The sequence below is a fragment of the Mucilaginibacter gilvus genome, from assembly GCF_004054195.1.
Taxonomy (GTDB): Bacteria; Bacteroidota; Bacteroidia; order Sphingobacteriales; family Sphingobacteriaceae; genus Mucilaginibacter; species Mucilaginibacter gilvus.
In genome coordinates this window covers 706152-721570 of record NZ_SBIW01000003.1, presented here as the reverse complement: position 1 = coordinate 721570, position 15419 = coordinate 706152, and the positions used below count along the sequence as shown (strand labels likewise).

The 15419-nt window shown below is 43.7% G+C and carries 14 protein-coding genes; 6 read left to right on the top strand and 8 right to left on the bottom strand.

The window, feature by feature from the left end:
* Window positions 1-53: 53 nt before the first annotated feature.
* From EPL05_RS09075 to ppk1, 4 genes are all read right to left on the bottom strand, one after another.
* Entirely contained in the window at window positions 54-1439 is a 1386-nt protein-coding gene (locus tag EPL05_RS09075; RefSeq protein ID WP_166727673.1) for a S41 family peptidase, read from the bottom strand.
* Window positions 1440-1724: 285 nt separating this feature from the next.
* Window positions 1725-2291, bottom strand: a complete 567-nt coding sequence (locus tag EPL05_RS09070; protein ID WP_128533616.1) for a UbiX family flavin prenyltransferase — start codon at window positions 2289-2291, stop codon at window positions 1725-1727.
* A 162-nt stretch (window positions 2292-2453) separates the two neighbouring features.
* The gene (locus tag EPL05_RS09065; RefSeq protein WP_128533615.1) at window positions 2454-3335 is read right to left on the bottom strand and encodes a Ppx/GppA phosphatase family protein; all 882 of its coding nucleotides are present in this window, start codon (window positions 3333-3335) and stop codon (window positions 2454-2456) included.
* Window positions 3332-5386, bottom strand: coding sequence for a polyphosphate kinase 1 (gene ppk1 / locus EPL05_RS09060; protein ID WP_128533614.1), 2055 nt, complete (start codon window positions 5384-5386; stop codon window positions 3332-3334). Before ppk1 ends, EPL05_RS09065 begins: the two co-directional genes overlap by 4 nt.
* 141 nt (window positions 5387-5527) lie before the next feature.
* Here ppk1 and EPL05_RS09055 point away from each other — a divergent pair, with 141 nt between their 5' ends.
* On the top strand, window positions 5528-6019 hold the full coding sequence (locus EPL05_RS09055) for a YajQ family cyclic di-GMP-binding protein (RefSeq protein WP_128533613.1): 492 nt from the start codon (window positions 5528-5530) through the stop codon (window positions 6017-6019).
* A gap of 153 nt (window positions 6020-6172) precedes the next feature.
* Here EPL05_RS09055 and EPL05_RS09050 read toward each other — a convergent pair whose 3' ends face one another.
* Complete coding sequence (locus tag EPL05_RS09050) at window positions 6173-6610, bottom strand: Hsp20/alpha crystallin family protein (RefSeq protein ID WP_128533612.1); 438 nt, start codon at window positions 6608-6610, stop codon at window positions 6173-6175.
* A gap of 166 nt (window positions 6611-6776) precedes the next feature.
* Between EPL05_RS09050 and EPL05_RS09045 the strand changes: the two genes are divergently transcribed.
* Genes EPL05_RS09045 through EPL05_RS09035 form a run of 3 tightly spaced genes read left to right on the top strand, consistent with a single transcriptional unit; the run spans window position 6777 to window position 8313 of the window.
* Entirely contained in the window at window positions 6777-7289 is a 513-nt protein-coding gene (locus tag EPL05_RS09045) for a hypothetical protein (protein WP_128533611.1), read from the top strand.
* A gap of 17 nt (window positions 7290-7306) precedes the next feature.
* Window positions 7307-7753 (top strand): acyl-CoA thioesterase, encoded by a 447-nt coding sequence (locus EPL05_RS09040; protein ID WP_128533610.1) that lies wholly within the window; start codon window positions 7307-7309, stop codon window positions 7751-7753.
* 29 nt (window positions 7754-7782) lie between these two features.
* On the top strand, window positions 7783-8313 hold the full coding sequence (locus EPL05_RS09035; RefSeq protein ID WP_128533609.1) for a hypothetical protein: 531 nt from the start codon (window positions 7783-7785) through the stop codon (window positions 8311-8313).
* A 93-nt stretch (window positions 8314-8406) separates the two neighbouring features.
* On the opposite strand, the gene EPL05_RS09030 is transcribed toward EPL05_RS09035, so the two are convergent.
* Together EPL05_RS09030 and folB are read right to left on the bottom strand one after the other, a co-directional pair.
* Window positions 8407-9804 carry an FAD-binding oxidoreductase gene (locus EPL05_RS09030; RefSeq protein ID WP_128533608.1) on the bottom strand — a complete coding sequence of 466 codons (1398 nt, stop codon included), beginning with the start codon at window positions 9802-9804 and terminating at the stop codon, window positions 8407-8409.
* A complete protein-coding gene (gene folB, locus EPL05_RS09025) occupies window positions 9794-10171 on the bottom strand; it encodes a dihydroneopterin aldolase (RefSeq protein WP_128533607.1) in 378 nt (125 codons plus the stop codon). Before folB ends, EPL05_RS09030 begins: the two co-directional genes overlap by 11 nt.
* A gap of 285 nt (window positions 10172-10456) precedes the next feature.
* Here folB and EPL05_RS09020 point away from each other — a divergent pair, with 285 nt between their 5' ends.
* Both EPL05_RS09020 and EPL05_RS09015 read left to right on the top strand, forming a co-directional pair.
* A complete protein-coding gene (locus EPL05_RS09020) occupies window positions 10457-11638 on the top strand; it encodes an acyl-CoA dehydrogenase family protein (protein ID WP_128533606.1) in 1182 nt (393 codons plus the stop codon).
* A gap of 157 nt (window positions 11639-11795) precedes the next feature.
* Window positions 11796-13859, top strand: coding sequence for a tetratricopeptide repeat-containing sensor histidine kinase (locus tag EPL05_RS09015; RefSeq protein ID WP_166727672.1), 2064 nt, complete (start codon window positions 11796-11798; stop codon window positions 13857-13859).
* Here the strand turns inward: EPL05_RS09015 and EPL05_RS09010 are convergent.
* Complete coding sequence (locus tag EPL05_RS09010; RefSeq protein WP_128533604.1) at window positions 13827-15179, bottom strand: GH1 family beta-glucosidase; 1353 nt, start codon at window positions 15177-15179, stop codon at window positions 13827-13829. The two genes, EPL05_RS09015 and EPL05_RS09010, sit on opposite strands and share 33 nt — an antisense overlap.
* Window positions 15180-15419 lie beyond the last annotated feature (240 nt).

Below are 15419 nucleotides of genomic sequence, written 5' to 3'. Positions count from 1 at the left end.
TGGAGAGTGGTGAGTAGTTATTAATTCAAATGTAAAAACTATCTCCCGCCATTTTATTTCACCTTCTTACTCATCTCTTTAAGTGCTGCCTGTAATACCGTATCGGTGCCTGCTATCACGTCGCTTGGGTTTCTCGGGATCTCAATATCCGGTATCACGCCAATGCCCACAAAGTCGCGCCCGTCGGGGTACGTATCGCGTTTGGTACAGATGCGCCCGTCGGTTAAGCCGGGTAAACTTATGGGCAGCGGCTGCCCGGTGCTCCCGTAAGTGCGTTGCCCCATGGTAGTAGCCCGGCCTTTTAAGCCATCCAAAATAATTAAAAAGTCTTCGGCAGCCGAGGCTGTGTTATTACTGGTGAGTACAATTAAAGGCGTGGTTATTTTCTGTTCTTTTACATCATTATTAAATGTCATGGTATCGCCCTGGTACCAGTAGTTACCTTTGTACGAATCCAGCGCTTTCTTTTGCCAGGCGTTAGGTACTTTTTTAGACGTATCCTTTGCTTGGTAATAACCCCATGCCTTAAACGACGACAAGTTATCGCGGGTTTTCCATGCCGAACCTACCAGCATTTTTTTATCGGTAAAATATTTTAAGATTTCCGCGCCTACGCCGGTATCGCCGCCCCCGTTATCCCTGAGATCTAAAATTACACCTTTACAGGCATACAACTGAGGTACTATTTTTTTAAAAGCGGTGTCGATGGCTTCATCGGCAAAGCTGTTCAGCTTTACGTAACCAATTCCATCAATAACCTTAAAATCGAGCATTTTCCAGGGAGTATTGCCATTGCGCCGCACCCATTTGGTACCATAGGTATGAAACTGATAGTCGTAAGGTATCACCTTGCCTTGAGGCGTTTTAAGCTTGAGGTGGAATAATTTGGTTGAATCTGTTCCATAAAACATCATAGCAGCGGCGGTATTCCAAAGCACATGATCGGTAGATGAGCTGATGTACGGTATCAGTTCTTTCTCGGCATATTCTTTTGTGGGAACGCCGTCAACGCTCAGCACTTCCGAGCCCAGCGGAACCTGGTCTTTATACTGAACCGGGATATCGGTAATGATGAATTTTTTGTTGAAATTCTCGATGTAGATCCACTTATACCGAGATTTATGGGTGAGCAATTTCTCGGGGAAACCCACGCCGGTGTGCCCGTCCTTAAGCAGCGCGCAAAACCGCTGCATCAGCATATAATATTCCCAGGTGTTTTTGGTGGCGATAACCTTGGGGATGTAGGCACGGTATGTGCTGTCCCAATTTACTTTTGCATGGTCGAAATAGGCAAAATTAACACTCACTTCCGACCAGAATTTACTCAGCCCGTACAACTTATCTTCGGTAGAGATATTGGCAACCGTATCTATCTGTGCGACAGCCGGGCGGTAGTTTAGTGCCGATAATAATAAGAGGAGACAATAGATCTTTTTCATAAGATGAGGTAGGTGTTTAAACTCAAATTTAATTATTTGAGCATACTTCATCAAGCAAAAAGAAAATTATTGTAGGCCTTTTATCTCTTCCTTCTGTCCCGTGTCCTATCGCGCATGAGCAGTGGTCAGTAAAGCCTTAGCATTAGGCGATTCGTCCGGGTTACTGGTTGGGGCGTAATATTTACAGCTTGCGAATACAATTGCAAAACAAGCATGCAAATCTTATCATGCTTTTATTAGTTCTCTAATTTCTGAAACTACAAGGAAGAGGAGCAAATGGAGCGATTAGATCCCCTCCCACCTATAACTTTCGTTCTCCAATCCAATGAGGTCTATCACACGGTTTACTACCGTCATGGCCAAATCTTCGATGGTTTTTGGTTTACTATAGTACGATGGTATGGCCGGGCAAATGATTCCGCCCGCCTCTGTTACCGTTTGCATATTGCGGATATGGATGAGATTGAGGGGTGTATCACGGGCTACCAGTATCAATTTACGGCGTTCCTTTAGTACTACATCGGCGGCCCGGGTTATCAGGTCGTCGGAAACACCGGAGGCTATCCTACCCATCGTACCCATAGAACAGGGCACCACAACCATGGTATCGAACTTTGCCGAGCCGGATGCAAAGGGCGCCATAAAATCGTTTTTGGCGTAAAACTTAAATGGGTAGGTTTGATGATCGGCATTATCCAGCTCAAACTCCCAAACCTGTTTGGCGTTATCAGACATCACTACGGCAACTTCGGCAACCTGTGTTTGCAGTGCCTGTAATTTATCCAATAAAAGTTTAGCGTAGATAGCTCCGCTTGCGCCGGTTACGGCCACTACAATTTTTCTCTTCATCATCCTGGCAACAAACTTAAGCAACAAATATTAGGGTACAAAAAAGGGTCGAAAACAAGTTCTCGACCCTACATCTACCTATGAAAAACATGCCCTTTGAGCGGGCACTACAAATGTAGTAACAGTTTTTTAATTTCTAAACAATTATTTTAAATAAATTTAACGTTAGGGCTTCTGATTTTTATCGATAAGTGTTTGAATAATACCGTCAACCATACCCACTGTTGGCACGTACATACTTTTGATATTGGCGCACTTTAAAACCGTTAAATAGATCTCGCAGGCGGGGATAATTACATCGGCCCTGTCCTGGTTCAAACCCAAAACATTGATACGTTCCTTCATCGAAAATGAATCGAGGTAGTTGTATAGTGCTTTTAGCTTGACGTACGTCAACGGGGCACCATCCTTTTCGTTAGACAGCTTATACAGCTTATTGATGTTACCACCGGTACCGATACCGAAAATGTTTTTATGATGGCGGGTATGCTCGCGGATAAAATCCTTCATTTCGTTCCAGGTTTCTTCTTTATCCTGGTTGTCCAAAATACGGATGGTACCTAAATTAAAAGATTGTGAGGCCTGCAGTTCACCCCGCGAAAACAGCGAAAGCTCGGTACTACCGCCACCTACATCAATGTACAGGTAGTTTTTGTCTTTATCTATATTGATCTCGGCATGGCTGGCGTATATGATCTCCGCCTCGCTTTGGCCGTGTACAATTTGCAGGTCTATACCGGCTTCTGTTTTTATACGTTCGGCTACTTCCTGCCCGTTATCGGCCTCGCGCATGGCAGATGTAGCGCAGGCCATATACTCGGTCACTTTAAAAACATCCATCAGGTTTTTAAAGGCCTGCATAGATTTTACCAGGTCGTCGGCCTTTTTATCAGAGATATGTTTGTTGAGGAATGCGTCGTCGCCAAGGCGAACAGGTACGCGCACCAGTGTGTTTTTTTTAAAGGAAACCGAACCGTTATTTTCTATAATATTGGCTATCAGCAGCCTTACAGCGTTGGAACCGACATCAATTGCAGCGTATCTCAATTTGTTGTGTTTTTAGTTTTCAGGTATGTGTAAATATCAATCTGCGCACGGGTAAGCGTATCGGCTTTTGTTTTGTGGTATTTATTGGTGGCGTCGCCGCTTAATTCGCGGGCTTTGGTGTTATCGCGCAGCTGGATATCGATAATATCCCGCACCTCTTTGCGCAGCGTTTCATCGTATATGGGGAAACCAACCTCCACCCGGTTATCAATATTACGCGTCATTAAATCGGCGGAAGTAAGGTACATCAGCTCCTGGCCGCCATTGCCGTAGATATGCACACGAGCGTGCTCTAAATATTTATCTACAATACTGATCACTTCAATATTCTCGCTATAGCCTTTTACGCCCGGAATGAGGCAACACATCCCGCGGATGATCATTTTTATCTTAACCCCGGCATTACTTGCCTGGTATAGCTTGGTTATCATCTGCTCATCGGCCAGGCTATTCATTTTAAAAATCATATAGGCCTTTTTACCGGCTTTTGCCAGCCTTATCTCGTTGTCTATAAGCTTGTAAATAGCCGGGCGAGAATCTATAGGCGATACAATAAGGCTTTTCAGATCTTTTGGCAGGGTAAGTTTGTTAAGCGCCTTAAAGATGCTCACCATATCGGCCGTTATTTTTTTATTTGCGGTAAGCAGGGTATGGTCGGCATAAATGGTAGCCGTTTTCTCGTTAAAGTTACCGGTAGATAAACAGCCATAATAAGCCAAACTACCTTTTTCGGTACGCGATACGAGGCAAATTTTAGAGTGCACCTTATAGCCATCGATACCATAGAGCACGTTTACGCCTTCTTCCTCCAGCCTGTTACTCCAATAGATATTGTTTTGCTCATCAAAACGGGCGCGTAACTCTACCAAACAATTCACCTTTTTACCGTTTTTGGCGGCGTTAATGAGCGCGTATATAATTTTAGAGTTCTCGGCCAGGCGATAAACAGTTATGCTGATCTCCTTTACCTTAGGGTCTATGGCTGCCTCACGTAAAAAGTGGATCACATAATCAAACGATTGGTATGGGGTGCTGATAAGGTAATCCTTTTTAGCGATCAACTCTATCAAGCTTTTACCAAATGATAAACCGGGAACCGGGAGGGGCGGGTTTTTTACATATTCCAGATCGGGCCGGCCCACATTGGGGAAGCTGATAAAATTCTTAAAATTCTGTACCCTGTTGCCGGGGATAAGGTTTTCGCCGGTCAGCTTCATTTTTTTAACGAGGTAATGCAGCATATCCTGCGGCATTTCGCTGTCAAACACCAGGCGCATGGGCTTGCCCTTGCTCCTCTTTTGGATGCTTTTGGCCAGCGAATCAATAAATTTCTCGCTTACCTCTTTGTCCAGGTCCAGTTCTGCATCGCGCGTAAGCTGTATCGAATAAGCGTCGATGCTATCGTGGTCAAATATGAAAAAGATATCCTCGAGATTGTACCGGATGATATCATCCAGCAGGATAATAAACTTAAGGTTATTGGTATCCGGCAGCACCAAAAACCGCGACAGGTTATCCGGAAACTCTATAAGCGCCAGACGTGATTTTTTTCCTTTGGTTAATCGTACAAAAAAGTAAATCGCCCTATCGCGCAACTGCGGTAATGGCAGCTCGTCATCCAGCATAATAGGCACCAGGGTCGATAACAATCGCTCCCTGAAAAAGCTCTTCACAAAGGCGCCCCTCGTTACGTTCAACTGCTTATCGTTCAGCAAAAAGATCTTCTCTTCGGCAAGTTCCTTTACCAAAATATTCTCGTAAAGGTTATGAAACTTCTTCTCCTGTTTTATGACGATATTTTTGATTTGGCTCAGCAGCTTTTTGGGGTTATAACCCAGTATTTCCTTTGCCTTCTCATTGAGGTTGGCCAGGCGGCTGAGGGTGGCTACGCGTACCCGGTAAAACTCATCCAGGTTGCTGCTAAAGATGGCTAAAAACTTAACACGTTCTATAAGCGGCACGGTTGGGTCGGCAGCTTCCTGCAAAACCCTGTCGTTAAAATATAGCCAGCTTATTTCCCTGTTAACTAACGGAATGTTTTTAGTATCCATAAAGCACAAATCTGCTTTTTTATTTGTTAAGATAATATTAAATTATTGTAATGTATGTAAAGCAGGTAAACCAAATATCTGTATTATAGTTTATAGCTTATGCAAATCTTACATTAGCTTTGCAACACAAAACCACAAATTATGCCTTCATTTGATATTGTAAGCAAGATAGACGGCCAAACGCTGGATAACGCTATCAACACCGCTAAAAAAGAAATTCTGAACCGTTACGATTTCAACGGCAGCAAAAGCACCATCGACCTCGACAAAAAAACCAACGAGATAACCATTGTTACTGAGAATGATATGCGCGTTAAAGCCATACAGGATGCCATCATCAGCCGTATGTCTAAACAAGGCTTAGATTCCAGCGCGCTCGATTTTGGGAAAGAACAATACGCATCCGGCAACATGATCCGCAAGGAGATTAAGATAAAGGAAGGCATTGATAAAGAGGTTGCCAAAAAAGTGGTAAAAAAGATAAAAGACAGTAAACTAAAGGTGGAGGCTGCCATTATGAACGACCAGGTGCGCGTTACAGCCAAAAAAATAGATGACCTGCAAGCCGTGATCAGCCTGTGCCGCACCGAAGATTTCGGCCAGCCAATGCAGTATATAAATATGAGAGCTTAGTTAGATGTCGAATTTCGAATGTTCAATTTCGAATTTATGGGTCGTCTTACTTCGTAAAATTTCAAAATCGAACATCCGACATTCGAAATAAAAAAGGCCAGCCCTTGCGGACTGACCTTTAAACTAAACCAAACTTATGAAAACACTCTTCAATTATTTTACAGCTATTTCTCTCGATTGAAATTTAGCTTCTTCTCTTTTTGCAACGGTTAATTTTAAGATGCCGTCTGTGTAATCAGCTTCGATCTTAGCGTAGTCGGCGCTGTCTGGCAAGGTGAACGAGCGTACAAACGAGTTGTAGCTATATTCGCGTTTGCTGTATTTTTTTACTTCCTGGCCGTTTTCGGTTTTCTTTTCTGCCGAAATGCTCAATACATTTTTATCCAGGTTAATTTTAAAATCTTCTTTCTTTAAGCCCGGTACCGCTAATTCTATGTGGAACTCATTGTCGTTTTCGGCAATATTAACTGCCGGTACACGTGCAACCAATTTATCGCTTAAAAACGAATCGTTCACGATAGAATCGAATACATCGCTAAAAAATGGGTTTGCGTTTGCTTTTAACCCGTTGTTAAATTTTACTAATGTCATTTTTATATCCTCCTGAGTTTTTGTTTTTATTAACTTCGTTGATGATTTATCAACTGTTATACCAACAGTAAAAATCGAACGTTTACAAGACAGAATGTCTATAAAATAAAAATAAACCCGACAAATAGTCCGACTGACTCAATTATTAAAGAAAAGAGTATGACAAATGATTAGTAAAGAACAGCTTGAATCGACTTACTCATCCTTGCCCACTAACAAATTGCTGGCTATGATGGATAGACCGTCTGATTATACCGAGCTGGCAATTATGGTTGCGTCTGCCGAACTAACTAAACGTAATGTGGGTGATGTCGAAAAAACTGTATATGCCGAGGAGCAACTAAAGCAAACAGAAATATCTGTACAGAAGATCCTCTATAATGAATTGTCCTTTTTACAAAAGGCCCTGTTTTACTTTTTATGGTTCCCGATTTTGAACTTTGCGTTCAAAATGAATTTGAGGCAAGACGGATATTTATTAAAGCTAAAACAGGCAAATTACTATTCACTTGCGGGATTCATTTTTTGTATGCTCGGCGGCATACTTCCAGTGCTTTTAAATATTGCTGATTTTATCGGAATGATCATCTGGATATTGGGTTTTGTAGCAGCTTATTTTTTTGATGAACGCTTTAACAGGCAACGCATAATTGGAATACTGCTACAGAAAAATAATTAAGAAGAAAGCAACTGCTTATGGCTGAAAAACTAACAGATTACAAGTATAAAACCGATATAGCCATCCGCTTTTCGGATATCGACAGCGTGGGGCACGTAAACAATGCAGTGTACCTCACCTATTTTGAAGTGGCCCGTTTTAACTACTGGCGCGATGTTGCCCACTGGAATTTAAAGGAAACCTGGATCATAGTGGGCCGCTCAGAGATCAATTACCTTAAATCCGTTACCATTGAAGATAAACTGATCTGCTACGTACGCGTTATCCGCATAGGCAACAGCAGCTTTGATGTGATGCATGTTTTAACCAAACAAACCGAAAAAGGCGAAGAGATTTGCACCACCTGCAAAACAGTTTGCATCAGTTATGATTACACGGCAGGCAAGTCGATAGCTATCCCGAGGGATGGACGGCAGAAGATGATAGATTATGATGAGCCGAGGCTGATTTTGAATACGAATTAAGCTGCGGATGCGCAGATTCAGATGTGCAGATGATTTATAAATTGATGGACAAATGTAAACTGCTGCTAACAATTTTAATTTTAAGTCTTTGCTCCTGCCACACAGAACTTATTGAGAATTTGCGGGTGGTTAACAACCTATATGTCGACAAAGACGGAACCCTTTATGACGGTGTGGCAAAAGGCTATTTTGACCCCGGCGAATTATCCGGCAAAACCACTTTTAACCATGGGGTTCCCGAGGGCGACTGGACCTCGTATGGGCATAATGGAGAAATCGTCCAGACAGGAAACTCTAAAGTCTATTATCCAAAATTTAAGACCATCGGCCCTGCAAAAGATGTCGTAAGGGTAAATGTCAACATTTTTCATGAGGGCAATAACTTAATAACAGAGGTTTTTATTATCAATAACTCATTTATCAATGAATTAATAAAGCAAAAAGACCCAACGCTTTTCAACAAAATAATTGCATTGTTAAAATCCAACAATATCCCGATAGACATCAAACAAGTTTACAGAATCACTTTTGTAAAAGGAGAACTGGAAAAGGTTGATTAAAAAAAACAAACCATCCAAATAATGCGCTTCATCTGCACATTTTTAATCTAAATATCTTTCCGTGTTGAGCTTTCTCATCTGCACATATGAAATCTAAAAAATCTTCCCTGGATTCAATATCCCATTCGGATCAAAAACAGCTTTTATCCCTTTCCAGATAGCGAAATGCACAGGCGTATATTTTAACGGCATAAACTCCTTTTGCACCACGCCGATACCGTGCTCGCCGGAGATGGTGCCGCCGAGGCTAACGGTTAGTTCAAAAATCTCGGTGATGCCATCTTTTAATTTATTGTTCCAGTCCTCATCGCTCATACCGGCTTTAATGATGTTTACGTGCAGGTTGCCATCACCGCAGTGCCCATAGCAAACCGAGGCGAAACCATAACGGCTGCCTATTTCTTTGATGCCATTAATGAGCTTAGGCAAAGCAGCACGAGGCACTACTGTATCTTCTTCCTTATATATCGAGTTTGATTTTACCGAAACCGCCATGGTGCGGCGAATCCGCCAGATCTCTTCTTTTTGTGCCGAAGTATCTGCAAACAGTACATCGCGGCAATTATGAGCCTCTAAAACTTCGTTTATCTTCTCGCAATCGGCAAATATCACATCCTGGTTGGTACCGTCGGCTTCTATCAACAGGAAAGCTTCTGCGCCATCCTGTAGGTCGAACGCCAGCCCATCATGCTCTATCACCCATTCTATGCCTTTACGCTCCATAAATTCCAGCGCTGAGGGTACCACCCCTGCCCTAAATATCGCCGAAACAGCAGCGCAGGCGTCCTCATTAGAATTAAAGGAAGCAAGCATCAAAGCATCCAAAGTGGGTTTGGGGATTAGTTTGGTTACTATTTTAGTAACAATACCCAAGGTACCTTCGCTGCCGATGAGCAATTGAGTAAGGTTATAGCCCGATGCATATTTAAGCGTGTTGGCACCGGTCCAGATCACTTCACCAGTAGGTAGTACCACTTCCATATTCAACACATACTCGCGGATAGTGCCATACTTTACTACCCTTGGCCCGCCGCTGCAATTAGCTACGTTGCCACCAATAAAACAACTGCCCTTACTTGCCGGGTCTACAGGGTAAAGCAAGCCTTTTTCCGCAACAGCATTCATAAAGATTTCGGTAATAACGCCCGGCTCTACGGTGGCCTGCAGGTTCAACTCATCAATCTCCAGGATCTGGTTAAAACGCTCCATAGATATCATCAAGCCGCCATGAATAGCCAGCGCGCCGCCCGCCAAACCTGTACCAGCGCCGCGTGGCGTAACCGGGATCAGGTTTTGGTTACAAAATCGCATTAAAGCGGCAACTTCGGCGGTGTCCTTTGGCTTGGCCACTACTTCGGGGTAGTATACCAGGTCCTCAGTTTCGTCGTGGCTGTAGTCTGCTATGGCTGCCGGTGTGCTTAATATAGCATCCTCGCCAACAATATTGGTTATTGCGGCAAGCAATTCCGCGTTTATCTTATTAAAGGCCATTCTTCGCTTTATCTTTGTTATAACTAATACTCACCACCGAATTTTGTACCGGGCCACCCAATGCCGGGTGTGCCTTTTTTATGGTGACGGATGCTATTTTCACGTAGTCGTATTTATCTGTTATGCCGTCAATAATACCCTGCGCCACGGTTTCTATGAGTTTGCGTGTATGATGCATTTCCGTTTTAGCGATGAGATAGAGTTCCTCATAATTTACCGTGTTTGCAATTTTATCATCGTTAAAATCGTACGCGTTCTCAAAAACCACTTCAATATCCACCACAAAACGGGTCCCCAAAAGCTGCTCCTGAGGGTAAAACCCGTGGTAAGCAAAAAACTCCGCGCCCTGTAAAGCCACTTTTACCATGTGGTAAAAGTAAGGGATTATTTGGTAAAACGAACCGCAAATAAGCGTTAAAGCCTCACCCTGCCCTCTCCAAAGTAAAGGGTTCTATTCTTTTTTTTGAAGTGCAATCCTTTGGAGAGGATTTAGGTGAGGCTTCTCAAAAAATATTTTTCACCCAAAAGCTATGTTTAAACCATCTAAACCTACTTTTTGCCATAAAGGGCCCTCATCCTATTAAAAACAACGATTTTAGGTTATTTAAACCCTCCCCAAAAACCTATATTTGGCCAACCAATACATACTACCATGGCCAAAACCGACCTGTACGAAGCACCGGATTACTACCAGATTGACGAGTTTTTATCAGAAGAACATAAACTCATCCGCCAAAGCGCGCGCGACTGGGTGAAGAAAGAAGTAAGCCCCATTATTGAGGATTACGCGCAAAAAGCCGAGTTCCCGAAACAGCTTTTAAAGGGACTTGCGGAGATAGGCGCATTCGGGCCAACTATACCGGTGAAGTACGGCGGAATGGGACTGGACTATATGGCATACGGCATTATTATGCAAGAGATAGAACGCGGCGACTCGGGCATCAGGTCTACCGCATCGGTACAAGGTTCATTGGTAATGTATCCGATAAACGCTTATGGATCGGAAGAGCAAAAACAAAAGTACCTACCCAAACTGGCTTCGGGCGAAATGATGGGTTGTTTCGGCCTGACCGAACCCGACCACGGCAGCAACCCAAGCGGCATGCTAACCAATATAAAAGATAAAGGCGACCATTATTTGCTTAACGGCGCTAAAATGTGGATTTCCAACTCCCCTTTCGCGGATATTGCGATTGTATGGGCCAAGGACGAAGAAGGCAAAATACGCGGACTGATAGTAGAGCGTGGCATGGAAGGTTTCAGCACGCCCGAAACACACAACAAATGGAGCTTAAGGGCTTCGGCCACCGGCGAACTGGTTTTTGATAATGTAAAAGTTCCAAAAGAAAACTTGCTCCCCAATGTATCGGGATTAAAAGGGCCGCTGGGTTGCCTTAACCAGGCGCGTTACGGTATTGCCTGGGGAGCGCTGGGTGCGGCTATGGACTGCTATGATACCGCGCTGCGTTATTCAAAAGAACGCGTGCAATTTGGCAGGCCAATAGCGGGTTTTCAGTTGCAACAAAAAAAACTTGCCGAAATGATAACCGAAATAACCAAAGGGCAACTGTTGGTTTGGCGCCTGGCTCTGCTAAAGAACGAAAACCGTGCTACCCCGGCACAGATATCCATGGCCAAACGTAACAGCGTGGAGATTGCAATAAATATTGCCCGCGAAGCCCGCCAGATGCTTGGTGGTATGGGCATTACCGGCGAGTACCCAATAATGCGCCACATGATGAATTTAGAATCGGTAATTACCTACGAGGGCACGCATGATATCCATTTGCTGATAACCGGCATGGACGTTACCGGCGAAAATGCTTTTAGTTAATTTTTTCAGGTTGATTTATAGCTAAAATATTGCGCCGAATATTATATTTGTTGGTGAAGTGTTTACTGACCCTAAAACATTGATGCGCGAAATAAAGTATTCTGCAAGGAAACTCCTAAACTGTAATTGGTGGCTTTTTTTATTAACGTTTACGATAGTGTCGTGCGGGAAAAAAAAGGCTGTCGATGATGGGAATTATTCTGAAGAATATTTGACGGTACAAACCAAAGCCGACAAAATTTGGGGCCTCAGAAATAGCGACGCGGCTATTCATTTTATGGATTCGGCCTTTAACCGGCTTCCCCACGCTACCATTAATGATCGTTTCCGCTTTTACGCGTTTCACTACGTGCATTATCAAAAATTAAAACACGATTACGATACCGCCCTGCTTTACGCCGACAGTATGATAGCTACTGCCAAAAACAGCGTAAACCCAAAGCAATACTCCATGAATTACGCCGAGGCCAACTTTGCCCGTGGCGATTCGTATTTCGAACTGAAACAATACAACGATGCTTACCAAAGTTATTACCAGGGCTATCTCACCGGTAAAAGCTACCTGAATTTGGCTGCCCTTGGCGATTATACCTATCGCATGGGGATGATCATGTACAAAAAGGGGCATTATAAACTGGCCGCCAGTTATTTTAAGGACAGCTACAAACAAAACAAAGTTGAGAACTACACCCTTAATAAAGATTTTGTAAGCTTTTACCGCAGGCAGGAGTTATTAGATAACGTAGGCCTCAGCTACCGCCATAACGCCGATAATGATAGCGCCATTGTTTATTTCGATAAGGCCCTGGCGCTTATCAACAGCAGTGCACCGGCCTTCCCTGACAGGAAGCTGCACCTTGATATGGCACGCGGTGTGGTTTATGGTAACAAAGCAGAAGTTTACATCCAAAAAGGCGATACTGCTACGGCAATGAGTTTATTGCGCAAAAGCATTGCCATTAATCTGCAGCCGCGCTATGATAATGTAGACGCGGAGCTTACCGAAGTAAAGCTGGGTAATTTATACCTGAAGATGAATCAGCAGGATTCGCTTAAAAACCTGCTTAGCGATTTACGTAACCAACTTGATACCATAAAAAATCCCGACGCTGAGGCAGATTATAACCGCCTGTTAGGTAATTATTACATCAAGAAGAACGATCTGCGTAGCGCGATAACCTACATACAGCGCTACAACTTGTTAAAAGATTCGATAACCTCACGTGCGAGCCTGCTCATGGAAAGCGATGTGAACCAGCAGCTTGCTAATTACGAAAAGCAACACGAGATAGATACGCTGAGCAATGATAATAAACTACAAGCCATCTATTTATATGTTATTGGCCTGGTGGCCATATTAGCTTCAGCAATAATATTCCTGGTGTTTCGCAATTGGAAACGCTCTAAAAAAGATGTGTTGACGGTAAATATCCTCAACCAGCAAATAAACGAGCAGAACCATGTGCTGGAAAACGCGCTGAACGAACTGAACATCAGCAGCCAGGAAAAAGACCGTATTTTACGCACCGTGGCACACGATCTGCGTAACCCTATTGGCGGCATAGCCTCATTAACTGCTATGATGGCCGAAGACGATTATACCGACGACCAGAAAGAGCTCATTAACCTGGTAAAGGAAACATCTGTAAACTCGCTGGAACTTATCAACGAGATATTGGAGGCTACCAACATCGCTTCGGTAAAATTAAATTTAGAGCCTGTTGAAATCAACTCGCTGGTGAGCAACAGCGTGGAACTTTTGCGTTTTAAAGCGGCAGAAAAAGGCCAGACGATCATTTTAGAAACCCTGAGCAAGCAACTGGAACTGATCATCAGCCGGGAGAAGATCTGGCGGGTAATTAGTAACCTTATCAGCAACGCTATCAAGTTTAGCCCAACCGGCGAGTCAATCAACGTAAAGGTTGCTACGGCTGACGAAGAGGTGATCGTATCCGTAAAAGATAACGGGATAGGCATTCCGGATAAACTTAAAGACCAGGTGTTTAACATGTTCACCAGCGCGCAACGTCCGGGTACTGATGGCGAAAAATCTTTCGGGCTGGGTTTATCAATTTGCCGCCAGATAGTGGAGAAACACAACGGTAAAATTTGGTTTGAGAACAACGAAACTAACGGCTCTATATTTTTCGTGAGCCTCCCCGCCCCCGATCTCAGCTTTAAAAATCAGCTACCCGAGCAGGTCAGCGTACCATTGGCCTGATACCTTGATTATGCGTTTTTGCGTGTCGAAATCAACATGTATCAGCCCGAATCTTGGGTGATAACCTTCGGCCCATTCAAAATTATCAGTCAGCGTCCACACAAAATAGCCAAACACCTTGCAGCCCTCCTGTTTTGCTTTTAAAACCTGTTGGATGTGGTTTTGCAAGTAGGTTACACGTTTAGGGTCGTCAACTACATCACCGGTAACCACATCAGGGAAAGCGGCACCATTTTCGGTTACGATGATCTTTTTTATCTGCGGATAGCTATCATACTTTTTCAGCATGTGATAAATAGCAGGCGGATGCACCTCCCATTTCATATCGGTAAGCTCTACTCCGCGTTTTTCGGCTTTAACCAGCGTTGCGCCAATGTAGGGCGTAAAAAAGGAATACTTAACAATTTCTCGGGTATAATTCTGGAGCCCTATAAAGTCGAAATCAAAATGCATGTTATCCTCATCGCCCGGCTTAAAGTACTTTTGAATACCTTTTATTGCGGCAACTTCTGTTGGGTAACCCAACCCCAGTACTGGCTCCAGGAACAATCTGTTTATCAGCGCGTCCGCACGTTTGGCGGCTGCGATATCTTTCGGCCTGTCCGAATGGGGTTCTATATGGGAGCAGGAGAACGTAGTACCCAAATGCACATCGGGCAGTGTCTTGCGCATTAGCTTTGCGCCTGCTACCAAACTTAATACCACATGATGCACGGCGGGCAAGAAATTTCTTAAACCCATTCGCCCGGGAGCGTGGATCCCTAAAAAGTATCCCGCACCTGTAAAAACTGCAGGCTCGTTCATCACCATCCAGTTTTTCACGCGGTCGCCAAAAGCATCGGCACAAATTTGTACATAATTAGTAAACCAGCCAATGATATCGCGGTTTGTCCAGCCACCTTTATCTTCTAAGGCCTGCGGCAGGTCCCAGTGATAAATGGTGAGCCAGGGTTCAACACCCTGCGAAATGCAATAATCTATTACTTTATTATAATGATCTATCCCCGCCTGGTTTACCTCGCCCGCGCCTTTTGGTAAAATGCGTGGCCAGGCTATAGAAAAACGAAAATTTGGGATGTTCAGCTTTTTTACGAGGTCGATATCCTCCTGGTAGTTATTATAAAAATCGCAGGCCGTGGTTGGTTTATCGCCGTTTAGTACTTTGCCTTTTTTGGAGGTAAAGGTATCCCAGATAGACGGTCCTTTTCCATCGGCACCGCACGAGCCCTCTATTTGGAGGGCGGCTGTAGATACCCCCCAGGCAAAATCATTGCCAAAAAGTTTTTTATCGAGTTCTTGTCCTGCTTGTTCAGATGCCATTAATTTGAGCTAATGCGAGGCCCAAAATGTACATTATAATTGTATAAACGAAACGCTTTCGTAAAAATTAGTGCTTAAACGATGAGCGCATGCTTTTTAAAAACAGGTATTCGCGTATATCGTTAATGATGGCGGTTAGTCTGCTGAAGATTTTCATTGTCGCGGTGTTTTATTGTTTATGCTAATGTACGGGGCGTATGTGTGCTTAAGGTGTTGTTTATGTTATGATTAGGTTAAGAG

What these genes read in the sequence shown, in the direction of transcription:
- folB (WP_128533607.1), bottom strand. Translation starts at nt 10,171, where the DNA reads ATGGTAAAAGTGGCTTTACAGGGCGCGGAGTTTTTTGCTTACCACGGG.
- EPL05_RS09010 (WP_128533604.1), bottom strand. Translation starts at nt 15,179, where the DNA reads ATGGCATCTGAACAAGCAGGACAAGAACTCGATAAAAAACTTTTTGGC.
- EPL05_RS09030 (WP_128533608.1), bottom strand. Translation starts at nt 9,804, where the DNA reads ATGGCCTTTAATAAGATAAACGCGGAATTGCTTGCCGCAATAACCAAT.
- EPL05_RS09035 (WP_128533609.1), top strand. Translation starts at nt 7,783, where the DNA reads ATGATTTATAAATTGATGGACAAATGTAAACTGCTGCTAACAATTTTA.
- EPL05_RS09045 (WP_128533611.1), top strand. Translation starts at nt 6,777, where the DNA reads ATGATTAGTAAAGAACAGCTTGAATCGACTTACTCATCCTTGCCCACT.
- EPL05_RS09040 (WP_128533610.1), top strand. Translation starts at nt 7,307, where the DNA reads ATGGCTGAAAAACTAACAGATTACAAGTATAAAACCGATATAGCCATC.
- EPL05_RS09020 (WP_128533606.1), top strand. Translation starts at nt 10,457, where the DNA reads ATGGCCAAAACCGACCTGTACGAAGCACCGGATTACTACCAGATTGAC.
- ppk1 (WP_128533614.1), bottom strand. Translation starts at nt 5,386, where the DNA reads ATGGATACTAAAAACATTCCGTTAGTTAACAGGGAAATAAGCTGGCTA.
- EPL05_RS09050 (WP_128533612.1), bottom strand. Translation starts at nt 6,610, where the DNA reads ATGACATTAGTAAAATTTAACAACGGGTTAAAAGCAAACGCAAACCCA.
- EPL05_RS09075 (WP_166727673.1), bottom strand. Translation starts at nt 1,439, where the DNA reads ATGAAAAAGATCTATTGTCTCCTCTTATTATTATCGGCACTAAACTAC.
- EPL05_RS09055 (WP_128533613.1), top strand. Translation starts at nt 5,528, where the DNA reads ATGCCTTCATTTGATATTGTAAGCAAGATAGACGGCCAAACGCTGGAT.
- EPL05_RS09070 (WP_128533616.1), bottom strand. Translation starts at nt 2,291, where the DNA reads ATGATGAAGAGAAAAATTGTAGTGGCCGTAACCGGCGCAAGCGGAGCT.